Below are 13,216 nucleotides of genomic sequence, written 5' to 3'. Positions count from 1 at the left end.
GTGATCACCGACGAAGCCCTCGAGGCGGCCGCCAATCTCTCGGCTCGCTACATCACCGGACGCTTCCTGCCGGACAAGGCGATCGACCTGATCGACGAGGCCTCATCCCGCGTTCGGATGTACAAGAACCCGGCTGCCAAGACGATCAAGCACACCATGGATGAGCTCAAGGCGGCCAAGCAGGCACATGCCCAGGCCGTGGATGAAGCCCGTTTCGACGATGCCCAGGAACAGATGCAGCGGGAGGCCGAGCTGGAAGACAAGCTCAGCCAGCTGCGCTCCGGCTGGCAGCGCAGCGAGGAATCGCCCCGGGTCACGGCGGAGGACATCGCCGAAATGGTCTCGATGTGGACGGGCGTGCCGGTGATGCAGATCGCCCAGGAGGAATCCGAGCGGCTGCTGCTCATGGAAAGCGCCTTGCACCGGCGGATCATCGGCCAGGATGAGGCAATCGAGGCCATATCCCGCGCTGTGCGGCGGGCGCGGGCCGGCTTGAAGGATCCGAACCGCCCGGTCGGCTCGTTCATCTTCCTCGGCCCCACCGGAGTCGGCAAGACCGAACTGACGAAAGCCCTGGCCGAGTTCATCTTCGGCAGTGAGGATGCGACAATCCAGATCGACATGTCGGAGTTCATGGAACGCCACAGCGTCAGCCGTCTGGTGGGCGCTCCGCCCGGGTACGTGGGCTACGAGGATGCCGGACAACTGACCGAGGCCCTCCGGCGCAAGCCGTACTCGATTGTGGTCTTTGATGAAATCGAGAAGGCCCATCCGGAAGCGCACAACATGCTGCTGCAGATCATGGAAGAGGGCCACCTGACCGATGCCCGCGGCCGAAAGGTTGACTTCAGCCATGCCATCGTCGTCATGACTTCCAATGTCGGGGCGGAGATGATCCGCCGGCAGACTCAATTCGGCTTCTCCACCCAGCGCGAGGAGCAGATCGTAGAGAACCAGGCCTATGAGGAGATGCGCAAGAAGCTGACGGAGGCCCTGCGCAAGGTCTTCCGGCCGGAATTCTTGAACCGCGTCGACTCGACCATTGTTTTCCACGCGCTGACCAAGGACCAGATCCGCCAGATCGTCGACCTGGAGGTGACCAAGGTCGCCGCCCGCCTCTCGGCCTACCATATAGCCTTGACCTTGACCGAGGCCGGGCGCGATCTGCTGGCTGACCTGGGCTATGATCCGGATATGGGGGCTCGTCCCTTGCGCCGTGTGATCCGGTCCAACATCGAAGACCGGATGTCCGACGGATTGCTTTCGGGCGAGTTCAAGGACGGGGACAGCATCCTGGTCGACGCCGAAGACGGCAAGGTCAGCCTGCGGGTTGCGCCGGAGGCGGTGGGCGAACCGGCCCTTGCCGCTGGGTGAGGCCAGCCTTGAGGCTGCATTGTGCGGGCAGGCCGATCACGGCCTGCCCGTTATGATTCGGCGGAGCGAGCCCGCCGGGCATCGCCACCGCCCCGGGACTCGCAGCTGCCGCTCGGCTCAGTCGGCGGACGGGGTCGGTTCAACGGGGGCGGATGGTGCAGGTCGTCCTTGCTCTCGGCCGGGCTATAATCGCAGGCGGACATGACCAAGACTCGCACCCAGTATGTCTGCCAGCAGTGCGGGCGAACGACAGCCCGCCCGCTGGGTCGCTGCCCGCAATGCGGCGCCTGGAATAGCATGCTGGCGGAAGTGGCGCCGGCCGCTGCCCGGCGCTCTCCCCGTCCAGCCTCCCAATCCACTGCCCACCGACTGGACGAGATTGACGTCGAGACGCTGGAACGGCTGCCAATCGCCCTGGGGGAGTTCTCGCGCGTCCTCGGTGGCGGTATCGTCCCGGGCTCGGTGGTCCTGATCAGCGGCGATCCAGGGATCGGGAAGTCCACCCTGTTGCTGCAGGTCGCCCTGGCGTTGGCCGGGGGACGGCGGGTGCTGTACGTCTCGGCGGAGGAGGCGGAGCGGCAGGTTAAGGTGCGTGCGCTGCGCCTGCTGCCTGGAGGCCATACTCCGCCGGAGCTGTATCTGCTGGCGGAAACCGACCTGGAAGCCATCCTGCACCAGATCGACCATCTGGCCCCGGACCTAGTGATTGTGGACTCCATCCAGGCGGTGGCTGTGCAGGAGCTGGAGGGTGGGGCGGGTTCGATCACCCAGGTGCGAGAGTGTGCCGCCCGCTTGGTGGCCGCGGCCAAGCAGTCGGGTGCGGCCGTTTTCTTGGTCGGGCATGTGACCAAGGAAGGGGCGATTGCCGGGCCGCGGGTGCTGGAGCACATGGTCGATACCGTGTTGTACCTGGAAGGCGACCCGTTCCATGCCTACCGCCTGCTGCGGGCAGTCAAGAACCGCTTCGGAGCCACATCCGAGGTCGGAGTGTTTGAGATGCGAGCTGCGGGCCTGGCGGAAGTCCCCAACCCGTCGGAGGTGTTCCTGGCCGAGCGGGCGGTCAATGCCCCGGGCTCGGCGGTGGCGGTGACGATCCAAGGGGCGCGGCCGCTGCTGGTCGAGGTGCAGGGACTGAGCAGTGCCTCCTCGTTTGGCCACCCGCGCCGGACGGCCAACGGTGTCGATCTCAATCGATTGCTGCTCACGGTTGCCGTGCTGCAGCGGCGCCTCGGTTTGCACCTGGCGGATCAGGATGTGTTCGTCAACGTCGTGGGTGGACTGCGGGTGGACGAGCCCGGGGTCGATCTGGCGGTGGCGGCCGCCCTGGCCTCCTCGGAGCGGGATCGTGCGATCCCGGCTGATGTGGCCTTGATCGGGGAGATCGGGTTGTCCGGAGAAGTCCGCAGCGTCCCGCAGCTGGAGGTGCGCCTGAGGGAAGCCAATCGCCTGGGATTCCGCCGGGTGGTTGTACCCTGGTCACCCAGCGGTGAGGTGCAGGCGCCGCCCGGGTTGAATCTCCTCCCGGCGCGCACGCTTCGGGAAGCGTTGGCCGCCCTCGAGCTGACGAAAGCCAGCCCCGGCCGTTCGATGATCGACGAACGCCCTCGCGGCGGCTGATTGCCTGCGAAACTACAAGTGGCAGTCACAGACGCCCGGTCCAGGGCGCGATAGCCGAGGCCACTCCTTAAGGCTGGCGCCGGTTTCGCCGGCGAGTCCCCGTCGATTGAGCCGGGCGGCGCCAGATGTTCGGCGGAACAGATGTGCGGCTGAGGATGTGCCGCCTGCCGCCGGCCTCTAGCGCCACACCGACGGGAGCGTCGCGGCAGGGAGTCGGGTCAGAATCTTGGCACTCCTTTAACAGTTCCCTACCTTAAAGGTTGTCGGGTTTTTAGGTTCGGGCGGCCTCTTTTTCTTGAAGCGCGGTGTTCCCTTTGCTACAATGAAGCCGCGCTGAGTCGGGATTGTATGCACCGTTTGTGCCAGTCCACGACCATCGCGCCAGACGGGGCAGCTGACCCCCGGCAATCGAAGCACATCACGCACGTCAAGCAAGCAGCAGCCAATTGGACCATCGTGGCCTACGGCGTTCGACCTTAGCCGGCGGGTCGGCGTGGAGGTATTGCATGAACCCAGAGCAGCTTTGGCATGCGGCCCAGGGGCAGATCCAAGTGGAGATGCCGCGCGCGAGCTACGACACCTGGGTGCGAGATGCCGAGCTGTTGGCGTACGAAGACGGCGAGTTCATCGTGGGTGTGCGCAATGCTTACGCCCGCGACTGGCTGCAGTCGCGCCTGCTGTCGACCGTTAAGCGCATCCTGAGTGGTATGGCGGGCCGCACGGTCGAGGTGCGGTTCATCGTGTGGCAGGATGATCTGATCGGCGAGGAGCGGATGCCGCCGACCACGGCTGCACCGAGCCTTCCCATCGAGGAACCCTCTCGGCATCTGAACACCCGCTACACCTTTGAGACCTTCGTCGTCGGCCCGAGCAACCGGCTGGCGCACGCCGCCGCCCAGGCTGTGTCTGAGAGCCCAGCCCGAGCCTATAACCCCCTATTCCTGTACGGCGGCGTCGGGCTGGGAAAGACCCACCTGCTGCACGCCATGGGAATCGCCTGCCGGCAGCGAGGCCTGCAGGTGCTGTACGTGTCATCGGAAGAGTTCACCAACGACCTGATCAATGCCATTCGATCGCACACCACCGATAGCTTCCGCGAGCGCTATCGGCGCAGCGACGTGTTGCTGATCGACGATATCCAGTTCATCGCCGGCAAAGAAGCCACCCAGGAGGAGTTCTTCCACACGTTCAATGCGCTGCACGGACAGGAGAAGCAGTTGGTCATCTCGTCCGACCGGCCGCCCAAGGCGATGGTCACCCTGGAGGAGCGGCTGCGATCCCGCTTCGAGTGGGGCCTGACGGTGGACATCCAGCCGCCGGACTTGGAGACCCGAGTTGCCATCCTGCGCTCCAAGGCGGAGCGGGCAGGGCAAGACGTCGAACCCGCCCTGCTGGAGCAGATCGCCCGCCGGGTGCAGAGCAACATCCGGGAGTTAGAGGGGGCTCTGACCCGCGTCGTTGCCTACGCCCAGCTGAGCGGAGCCAGCCTGACGCCGGAGTTGGTGGATACGGCCCTGGTCGACCTGCTGCCGCGCGGCGGTGCCTTGACGGCGGAAAGGATCCTCTCGGCCGTGGCCGAGCAGTTCGGCGTGAGCGAAGCGACGTTGATCAGCCGCAATCGGTCTAAGGACGTGGCCCTGCCACGCCAGGTGGCGATGTATCTGATCCGCTCCGAGACTCATGCCTCGTTCCCGAAGATCGGGGCCACGCTCGGTGGCCGGGATCACACCACCGTGCTGTACGCCTGCGACAAGATCGGCGACCTGCTGGAGACCGACGATGGCCTGCGCCGGAAGGTGCTGGCCGTGCGCGAGAAGCTATATGGAGGCGTGCAGGCGGCGGTTTGAGGGGGCGGCTCTGGCTTCCCCGACCCCGGAGGCGTAGGAGCCCTGTCACTTGTGGCGCCGCGGGCAGTGTGCTAGCATGAAATTGAAGCCGCCACCCGGACCCGCGTCGGCAGACAATACTCGATCTTACGTGGGGTAGCTCGCAGTCCGGCCCCTTGCGGTGCCGGCCGGCGCCCCAAACGACTGGTCCGCCGTCCTCCGCACGCCCCTGGTGGCGGCGGATTTTTTGTTCGGCGGCAGCTTCGCCCGCGATCCGCCGGGCGCGCTCACAGAAGCGACACCGGATCGACGTCGATCTGCCAGCCCTCGGGCAAGGGTCCCTGCAGGGCGTCAAGCGGTCGCTGCCCCCGCAGGATCACCTGCCAGCGGTACCTTCCCCCGACACGCTCGAAGAAGCATGGAGCGGGCCCGATCAATTCGGTTGATCCCCCGGCCGCCTGCAGCCTGGCCTGCAAACGCCGCCCCATCTCGATGGCTGCCCGCTCAGCCGCCTGCGACGAGGTGTGGGCGTAGACCAGGCGGACGAGGCGTCGGTAAGGGGGATACCCTAGATCGCGGCGCTTCTCCAGTTCCTGCCGGTAGAAGCCGGCGTAGTCGTGGCGGGCAGCGGCCTGCAAGGCGTAGTGCTCAGGCTGATAGGTTTGAAGGATCACGCGACCGCCCAGCGGGCTGCGGCCTGCCCGACCGGCGACCTGGCTGAGGACCTGGAAGGTGCGCTCAGCCGCACGGAAGTCCGGCAGGTTCAAACCCGTGTCGGCCAAGACAACGCCAACAAGCGTGACCAGGGGCAGATCGAGGCCCTTGGCGATCATTTGCGTTCCAACCAGCACATCGGCCCGGTGGTCGATGAAATGATCCAAGATCACCAGGTGCTGTTCGGGAGCGTGGGCGGTATCCCGGTCCCAGCGCAGGGTTTGTGCCCGAGGGAACAGCCGCTCGACCTCGGCCTGCACCTGCTGAGTTCCCGCCCCGAAGTGGCGCACCCGATCTCCGCCGCAGTTCGGGCACACCTTCGCGGTCGAGCGTCGATAGCCGCAGCGGTGGCAGCGGGCCTCTCCCGGTTGGCTGTGGTAGGCCATAGGGACATCGCAGCGAGGGCAGCGCAGGACCCAACCGCAATCCCGGCAGAACATGTGGGTCGCCGTGCCTCTGCGATTGAGGAAGAGGATAGCCTGCTGCTGAGCGTCGAGGGTCGCGTGCAAGGCCCGAATGAGATCCCGGCTGAACAAAGACGTGTTGCCTTCTCGCAGTTCCTTGCGCATATCGACCAGGGTCACCGGCGGGAGATCGGCGTACTCGGCGTCGGCTTCGGCGGGCTTGTAGCGCCCGCCCGCTCCCAAGCGCCGGCGCTGTGCGTCGAGAACCCGGCGATGTCCGAGGATCCGCTGCGGCAGGGTCACCAACTCGAGCTGTTGGGCCGCGGCCTTGAAGTAGGTGTCGAGGTCCGGAGTGGCACTGCCCAAAATGCAGGCCGCCCCGAGCAGCCGGGCGTAGGCCATAGCCGTCTCTCGCCCGTGGTAGCGCGGGGCGGTTGCCTGTTCCTTGTAGGACTCGTCGTGACACTCATCGACGACGATCAAGCCGATGGAGGGCAGCGGGACGAACAGGGCGCTGCGGGGACCGACGACCACCGGGAGTGCCCCCTGCCGGCAGCGCCGCCACGTGTCATACCGCTCTCCGCTGCTAAGCTGGGAGTGGATGAGTCCGACCTGGCCTGGAAAGCGCGCCAGAAATCGCCGAACGGTTTGCGGCGTGAGGGCGATCTCGGGCACCAGGACAATCGCCTGCCGACCGGCAGCCAGCGTGGCTTCGACGGCGCGCAGGTAGATCTCCGTCTTGCCGGAGCCGGTGACGCCGTGGAGTAGCACGGGAAGCGGGGCCGAACCAGGCACGCGGTCGAGATGGGGAAGGATCCTCTCCCAGGCGGCGGTTTGATCGGAGGTGAGCTGCGGCGCCTGGGCGGCGACGAAGGATATGCCTGCCAGTGGATCACGCCAGACTTCGGCCTCGCTCAGCACCACCAGGCCGCGTTCCTCCAGGGCATGCAGGTCTGCGAGCGTGCCGCCGCTCTCGGCGTACAACCAGAACGTCTCGACGGGCTCGCGTTCGCGGACCAGGACCTCCAGCATCCGGCGGCGGCGTGCTTCCGCCGCCGAGCCGGGCCGGCCGAGTGCAAGCTCCGGCGGCAGCGTTTCGTGGGGCGGTTGCGCCAGGCGGGCGTTGCGGACCCGCTTGGGGCGAACCTTCGGCGGATCCAGTACCGGCGTTCGCTGCAGGCCCCCGCGGCGCACGAGGTGCTCGGCCGACCTGCGCCATTCCTGCCGCGGGAGCAGACGGTCGATCTGGCGCCCACGCAGCGGGCCGCGCCGCGCCAGCAGCCCCACCAGGCGGGCTTCCGCCTCGGTCTTGGCCGGCGTCTCGGCAGCGGTCAGGCGATACTCGGTGTCGGCGCGCTGTGCCAGCCCGGGGGGGACCATCAGTGTCAGGCACTCGATCAACGGGGTGAGGCTGGTCTGGCTGATCCAGCGGGCGAGAGCCAGCTGGGTGGCGGTCAGCACCGGGGCATCTTCAACAAGCTCGAGCACCGGCTTGGTTTCCGGTACTTCTGCCTGCTCTAGAAGGCGCAGCACAACTCCCTGGACTCGCTGCTGGCCGAACGAGACAATCACCAGGTGTCCAGGCTGCAGGCGGGCCTCCAAGTCTGGAGGCAGGTGGTAGTGGAAGGTGCCCCGGACCGGCGGCAGGTTGACGGCGACCTCGGCGTACATCGGGTGGGTCAGGATCCGGGGCTAGGTTCGGGGGAAGGGCTTCCGCTGCCGCTCAGGCGCACCTGGGCGATGCGCAGGCCGTCCATTTGACGGACCTCGAGCTTGGCGCCTCCGACTTGAATGGCGTCTCCGAGTTTGGCCATTCGGCCGAGACGCCCGAGCATGTAGCCGGCGATCGTATCGTAGTGAGGATCTTCGAGCTGCAGGTCAAAGCGTTCGTTGACCTCCTCCGTCAGAGTCAGGCCATCAATCCAGGCTGAGCCATCGGCCTGGAGTAGGATCTCTAGCTCCTTGTCAAACGGCCCCTGGACATCGCCCACGATCTCCTCGAGCAGGTCCTCCAGGGCAACCACCCCGGCAGTTCCGCCGTACTCATCCAGCACGATGGCCAGATGCTGGCGGCGGGCGCGGAATCGCCTCAGCAGCTGACTGACCCGGGCCGTTTCGGGGATGAAGATCGCCTCGCGCATCAGCGATTGCGCCGATTGAGCCGAGACGTCCTCGGATAGCTGGCTGCGCAGCAGGTCCCGGATGTGGAGCACGCCCACGACGTGGTCGAGGTCTCCCTCGAAAACGGGGAACTTGGAGAATGGATGCTCGAGCGCCACGCCCAGGAGCTCCTGAGTGTTGGCAAGCGCTGGGACTGCCACGACCTCGGTACGCGGCACCATCACCTGCCGGACCAGAGTGTCTCCAAAGTCGAAGACGGCGTGCAGCATCACCTCCTCTTCGTCCTCGACGACCCCGCTTTCCGCGCTAGCGGTCACCAGCATCTTGAGTTCCTGGACGGAGTGGGCGCCCTCGGCCTCGGGGGCCGGACGGACTCCGAGGGCCCGAACCAGGACGCCAGCGGCGCTGTTCAGCAGCCAGATCAGCGGGCGGAAGAGCCACATCGCGCCCAGCATCGGCTGGGCAACGCGCAGGGCGGTCGGCTCGGGCTTGGTGAGGGCGATGGCCTTGGGTGTGAGCTCGCCAACGACGATGGTCAGGAAGGTGACCAGGGCGAATGCGGCCGCGGCGGAAAGGCTGTGGGCCAGGGCGTCGTCGACGCTGTCGGGCAGCAGCGCCCGCAGAGGACTGAGCAGGCCGGCCAACGCCGGCTGGGCGACCCAGCCCAGGGCCAGGCTGGCCATCGTCACGCCAAGCTGCACCGCCGCCAGAAACCGCTCGGGATGCTGAGCCGCCTTCTGCAGCCAGTGGGCGCGCTTCTCCCCTTGATCGGCCAGCTCGGCAACCCGGGTGCGGCGGATGCTGACGAAGGCGATCTCAGCGGCCACGAAGAAGCCGTTGACAATCAGGAGCAGAGCGACGAGCGCAAGCTGAAGGATATCCTGAGTGAGCTGCGTTGGCATCGTCCTGTGTCGCCTTGCGGCCTCGAAGCCTGTGGTCGTCCCCGGCGGGACCGCGAGTCCGGCCGACGCTTAGCCCGTGCTGCGGTAAATGGCGGCAGCCGCGTATCCGACTACCGATGATTGGTCGCGGGTGACATCGCCGGAAGTGCCGTAGCGCAGAATCCGGGCGCAGTCGGCGCCCATCTGACGGGCCGCCCACAGGACGGCGGCCGCCGAAGCCCGGCCGCAGGCAAATCCCACGCCTTCGTCTTCCGCCGCCATTACGGCCACAGGGTCGAAGGCCGCGATGCGGGTCAGCATCTCCGCGTCGAGACGGCGGGCCACGTCGGCAGGGAAGAAATGTGAGAGATCTGTGCTGCCAACCAGGACTGCCGGGGTCCCAGACAGTACGGTTGCCAGGGCCCGTCCCACGGCTTCGGCAACCCGAGGGCTTTGTTCGCGCACCATCAAAGGCAGCAGGCGGAAGGGCTGGCGGAGGGCGCGCTGCAAGAAGGGCAGCTCGATCTCCAGGGAATGCTCGCTGTCGTGGGCCACGGTCTCCAAGCGGATCGCCGAGTCAGCCAGCAAGAGCTCGGCCAGCCGGCCGAGCAAATCCTGCGCCACCGGGATCGTCCCCAGAGGCGTCCAAAAAGATTGGTGGGTAGTTGTCAGCAAGCGGGCGGGGTGGGGGGTGTGTAACGGCGAGACGACCGCCACGACCTCGGGCCGTTCGGCCTCGAGGCAGCGGAAGGCATGCGCCGCCACGGCGCCGCTGTAGCGGTGTCCTGCGTGGGGCGCGATCACGCCGACCACGGTCCCCGGCAGGGGGGGATTGGTGGCTGCCGCTAGCAGGCTGTCAATGGTGCGGGCAAGGATCGTGGGATCGTCCGGGTACCAGGTCCCGGCAATCGGGGAGGGACGGACGTCGGTCTCGGCTTGGCTGGACATCCAGATTCGATTGTAGCACAGCGCATGGGAGACCCATTTCCGGTGCCAAGCCGCTCTTGACATGGAAACAAATGTTCTATAGAATAGAACAAACGTTCTGCACGACGGAGCAGGTCGAATGAAACCCTACTTGGTGCTCGAGCCGACAGGCCGGGTCCACCTGGAGTCTGTGATCCACCCGCCCCGCCCGCCTTCGGGCCGGTCCCTGCGGGATGCCCTGCCGGCTGAGTCCCTGCGGCTTGTCCTGCAACACTCCCTCCTCGAGCCCCGAACGGCACTGATCGGCCGGACGCTCGATGGCCTTCCGTGGCGGTTCAGCCTGGGGGCGGGGAGGCCCGACCACCTGAGCATCTCAGGTCCCCGCGGGTGCGGCAAATCCGAGCTGCTGCGTTCCTGCTTGGTGTCCCTATGCTGGAGCACTTCGCCTCAGGCACTCGGGGTTGTCGGGATCGATCCAAGTGGATGCCAGCTGGGGATGATCGATCGTCTGCCGCATGCCCGCCTGGAGCCCGTGGTCGACCGGCGCCGGGCGCGGGCGTTGCTAGATTGGCTGGCCGATGAAGTCAGGCATCGTCAGCTGGGCTTGGATCGGGCGCCGAGCATGGTCGTGGCCGTCGAAGATCTGGCGGCCTGGGGCGGAACCGCGGAGCTGGAATCCCGGCTGGCGTGGCTGCGCCAGTTCGGCGGCTCGGTGGGTGTTCACGTCCTGCAGATCACGCCTGCGAAGAGCGCGGTCGAGCCCGCGCCTACCGCCGGAATGCAGCTTGCCCGCGGCCGCGAGGTTCCGGGCCGGTTTCGCATCCTCGGCAGGGACGGCGTGCAAGCGATCCAGGCGATGTGGTTGCCCGTGCGGGATCTGGTGGCTTGCCTCGAAGACATTCGGCAACAGGCTTGGGTGGCCGGCGTGAGCGGGTCGCCTGAGGCGTGCAGGCCTCAATGACCGGGTTGCAGCTGCATGCACGCCTCTGGGTCCGGTCGGTAGGTCCGATGGACCTACCTTCGGAGTTCACCTGGCGCGGCAAACGGCACGTGGTCCGTCGGCTGGAAAGGATGCAGAGCGCGGTTCGCCAGGGGCGCTACCACCTGACGACCGCTGACGGCCTGCGCTGTATCGTCTCGCAGGATCATGAGCGGCGCACCTGGCATATCGAGCGAGTGCTGCCGAACCAGAGCGGAGGATCGGGAGGATGGAAATGACGACTGGCATGCTGTGGTATGACCCCGATCGCGGGACCGACCTGGCCTCGAAGGTCCAACGCGCAGCCAGCCACTACCGCGCCAAGTACGGTGCGGAGCCGGACCTGTGCTTCCTGCACCCTTCGACTGCCGAGGGCGAAACGCCCTCTCAGCTTGGGCCAATCCGGCTGCAGACCCATCGGGCGGTGCTTCCGGGCCACCTGTGGCTCGGGGTGGCCGCCGCCCGCGCCTCATCGGTCTGAGCAGCGGGACCGAGTCCATTCAGCAGGTCGCGAAGGCCAGCCTCGCTCACGGCTGAATGCCCCCGCCTGGAGACGTCTCTGAGCAGGGCCTTCGGGCAGGGTCTTCGGGCAGGGTCCAACGCCGCAGTGCACGGGCGCGCCATCCAGGCGGAGCGGTCAAGCCCAGCCGAACCGCGAGCGAGAATCAGCCGGCAAGACCAGCCACGAGACCGTGGAGAGCGGGAGCGAGGTCCTCGCGCCCGCTCTTGGAGTTCAGATCGATCTCCACCAAGTGGTGGTAGATGCGCACCAGGTCGGGCCGTGAGAAGTTGCGGGCTTGGGCCGAGGCTTTGCGGGCGACGAAGGGGTGCGTGCGCAGCGCCTCGTGAGGGGGCACTCCGACAACGTTGGCGTCGTGAGCGAGCAAGATCAACCGGAACTGGCGGACCACCATGGGGAACACGTAGCGGGCATCTTCCTTGGCGAGGATCCGGTCGAGATGCCTTAAGGCGGCGGGGGAATCTCGGTTGCCCATCGCATCGACCATGGCGAAGATGTCGGTCTGTGCCTGGTACGGGCTCAAGGTTTCGATGTCCTCCGGTGCGATGGGTCGCTGTCGGTCCACATAGTCAGCGAGTTTGGCCAGCTCCAGGTCGGCGGACAGGGGATCGCCGGCGGTGAACTCTGCCAGGAGTCGGGCGCCTGCCGGCGACAGCTCGGCGCCATGCAGGCGTGCCCGGTCGCCCAGCCAGCGCTCGAAGGCATCCCCTCGCGGGAGAGGAAACGCCTTGGCGTAGGCAGAGTCGGGGTGCTCCACGATCCATTTGTGCAGGCGGGAGGCGGAGCGAAACTCCGAGTCGGCGTCTCGCTTGTCCAGGGCCACGTCCGTCAGGAACACCAGGGCGGTGGTCGCTGGCAGCTGGGGGAGCCAGAGGATCAGCCGCTTCATGGCGTCGCCGGAGTTCTTCAGCGCCTCGGCGTTCTCAAGCACGACAATCCGGCGGGAGGCCAGAAATGGCATGGCCAGGCAGGCTGCTTCCAATCCGGGGAGGTCGAGGCTGCGGGCGTTGAAGCGCTGGAAGTTCAGTTCCGCCGAGACGGGGTCCCCCAGTTGGGCCCGCAGGCGGCCGACGGTCTCCTGCATGGCGAGGCGGTCGTCGCCGTAGAGCAGGTAGACGGTCGGCTTCGGTTTGGCCATCAGGGCTCAGCCCGAGGTGCGAACGCGATGGATGACCGGGCCCGGCCTGGCCAGACGCTCGATGGAGAGCACTTGCAGCCCGCCGATGTCCGCTTGGGTGGTCAGATAGCGCTGGGCCAGCCGGCCGGCCGGACGGGCGATGAGCAGGGCGGCCAGGCTGGCCAGGATCGCCAGCGGCATGCGTTCCAGCCTCTGACGGGTACCCCGTGCGCCCCCCAGGGCGAGAGCGGTCGCCAACGTGGCCAGGGTGGCGCTGGTGATCAGGTTGGTGCCGCAGTTTGGATGAATGGCTAGGCGCGCCTCCCCGGCGCGCAGACGTTGCAGGGCGCCGAATACGGCCAGGCCGGCAGCCTCGATCGGCACTGCGCCGTACAGGAGGAATCCCTTGCGGTCGGATCGGCCGATCAGCAGGGCCTGCGGGTGAGAACGATTGAGGAGCTGCAAGGTCGCGTGTTCTAGCGCATGATTGCGCCGGACACGGTCGAGCGAGTGCAGGAGGTGCAGCAGCAGCGTCCGGATCATCGAGGATCCCCGTCTTGGCCCCCTGATTATAGCCGCTCGATTAGCGCATTCACACCGGTGTGAACTGAGATGCTCGAAGTTGGCGTCGCGCCCCACTCACCCTCGGTGTCCCCGGGATCGGGCCGCGCGCAAGCCGCCTCCAGCGCCCGCCTGGGCTACAATCACGGCATGTCCTGGGAGATAACCGGTCACG

The 13,216-nt window shown here is 66.9% G+C and carries 11 protein-coding genes; 6 read left to right on the top strand and 5 right to left on the bottom strand.

From position 1 onward, the window contains the following. The 3 genes from MUO23_01290 to dnaA all read left to right on the top strand — a co-directional run. A partial coding sequence (locus MUO23_01290) for an ATP-dependent Clp protease ATP-binding subunit (protein MCJ7511585.1) occupies positions 1-1,374 on the top strand: 1,374 nt, incomplete at its 5' end. A 201-nt stretch (positions 1,375-1,575) separates the two neighbouring features. Continuing rightward, positions 1,576-2,991 (top strand): DNA repair protein RadA, encoded by a 1,416-nt coding sequence (radA, locus tag MUO23_01285; protein ID MCJ7511584.1) that lies wholly within the window; start codon positions 1,576-1,578, stop codon positions 2,989-2,991. A 506-nt stretch (positions 2,992-3,497) separates the two neighbouring features. Continuing rightward, a complete protein-coding gene (gene dnaA / locus MUO23_01280) occupies positions 3,498-4,838 on the top strand; it encodes a chromosomal replication initiator protein DnaA (protein MCJ7511583.1) in 1,341 nt (446 codons plus the stop codon). Between the two features lie 266 nt (positions 4,839-5,104). Here dnaA and priA read toward each other — a convergent pair whose 3' ends face one another. The 3 genes from priA to amrB form a co-directional block, all read right to left on the bottom strand. Further along, complete coding sequence (gene priA / locus MUO23_01275) at positions 5,105-7,606, bottom strand: primosomal protein N' (GenBank protein MCJ7511582.1); 2,502 nt, start codon at positions 7,604-7,606, stop codon at positions 5,105-5,107. Between the two features lie 8 nt (positions 7,607-7,614). Further along, complete coding sequence (locus MUO23_01270) at positions 7,615-8,958, bottom strand: hemolysin family protein (protein MCJ7511581.1); 1,344 nt, start codon at positions 8,956-8,958, stop codon at positions 7,615-7,617. 69 nt (positions 8,959-9,027) lie between these two features. Next, a complete protein-coding gene (gene amrB / locus MUO23_01265) occupies positions 9,028-9,885 on the bottom strand; it encodes an AmmeMemoRadiSam system protein B (GenBank protein ID MCJ7511580.1) in 858 nt (285 codons plus the stop codon). 118 nt (positions 9,886-10,003) lie between these two features. Between amrB and MUO23_01260 the strand changes: the two genes are divergently transcribed. The 3 genes from MUO23_01260 to MUO23_01250 are packed head-to-tail and all read left to right on the top strand — an operon-like array spanning position 10,004 to position 11,324. Further along, entirely contained in the window at positions 10,004-10,825 is an 822-nt protein-coding gene (locus MUO23_01260; protein MCJ7511579.1) for a hypothetical protein, read from the top strand. 47 nt (positions 10,826-10,872) lie between these two features. Continuing rightward, on the top strand, positions 10,873-11,082 hold the full coding sequence (locus MUO23_01255) for a hypothetical protein (protein ID MCJ7511578.1): 210 nt from the start codon (positions 10,873-10,875) through the stop codon (positions 11,080-11,082). Next, positions 11,079-11,324 (top strand): hypothetical protein, encoded by a 246-nt coding sequence (locus MUO23_01250; GenBank protein ID MCJ7511577.1) that lies wholly within the window; start codon positions 11,079-11,081, stop codon positions 11,322-11,324. The genes MUO23_01255 and MUO23_01250 overlap by 4 nt, the downstream gene beginning before the upstream one ends. A 184-nt stretch (positions 11,325-11,508) precedes the next feature. On the opposite strand, the gene holA is transcribed toward MUO23_01250, so the two are convergent. Continuing rightward, positions 11,509-12,501: a DNA polymerase III subunit delta gene (holA, locus tag MUO23_01245; GenBank protein ID MCJ7511576.1), complete on the bottom strand. Its 993-nt coding sequence runs from the start codon at positions 12,499-12,501 to the stop codon at positions 11,509-11,511. A gap of 6 nt (positions 12,502-12,507) precedes the next feature. After that, positions 12,508-13,023, bottom strand: coding sequence for a DUF6391 domain-containing protein (locus MUO23_01240; protein ID MCJ7511575.1), 516 nt, complete (start codon positions 13,021-13,023; stop codon positions 12,508-12,510). Between the last annotated feature and the right edge of the window lie 193 nt (positions 13,024-13,216).

The organism is Anaerolineales bacterium, from assembly GCA_022866145.1.
Taxonomy (GTDB): domain Bacteria; phylum Chloroflexota; class Anaerolineae; order Anaerolineales; family E44-bin32; genus PFL42.
The sequence above is the reverse complement of the archived record's forward strand: the minus strand, read 5'-3'. Positions and strand labels throughout refer to the sequence as shown.

What these genes read in the sequence shown, in the direction of transcription:
- radA (MCJ7511584.1), top strand. Translation starts at nt 1,576, where the DNA reads ATGACCAAGACTCGCACCCAGTATGTCTGCCAGCAGTGCGGGCGAACG.
- holA (MCJ7511576.1), bottom strand. Translation starts at nt 12,501, where the DNA reads ATGGCCAAACCGAAGCCGACCGTCTACCTGCTCTACGGCGACGACCGC.
- amrB (MCJ7511580.1), bottom strand. Translation starts at nt 9,885, where the DNA reads ATGTCCAGCCAAGCCGAGACCGACGTCCGTCCCTCCCCGATTGCCGGG.
- dnaA (MCJ7511583.1), top strand. Translation starts at nt 3,498, where the DNA reads ATGAACCCAGAGCAGCTTTGGCATGCGGCCCAGGGGCAGATCCAAGTG.
- MUO23_01250 (MCJ7511577.1), top strand. Translation starts at nt 11,079, where the DNA reads ATGACGACTGGCATGCTGTGGTATGACCCCGATCGCGGGACCGACCTG.
- MUO23_01240 (MCJ7511575.1), bottom strand. Translation starts at nt 13,023, where the DNA reads ATGATCCGGACGCTGCTGCTGCACCTCCTGCACTCGCTCGACCGTGTC.
- MUO23_01255 (MCJ7511578.1), top strand. Translation starts at nt 10,873, where the DNA reads ATGGACCTACCTTCGGAGTTCACCTGGCGCGGCAAACGGCACGTGGTC.
- priA (MCJ7511582.1), bottom strand. Translation starts at nt 7,606, where the DNA reads ATGTACGCCGAGGTCGCCGTCAACCTGCCGCCGGTCCGGGGCACCTTC.
- MUO23_01260 (MCJ7511579.1), top strand. Translation starts at nt 10,004, where the DNA reads ATGAAACCCTACTTGGTGCTCGAGCCGACAGGCCGGGTCCACCTGGAG.
- MUO23_01270 (MCJ7511581.1), bottom strand. Translation starts at nt 8,958, where the DNA reads ATGCCAACGCAGCTCACTCAGGATATCCTTCAGCTTGCGCTCGTCGCT.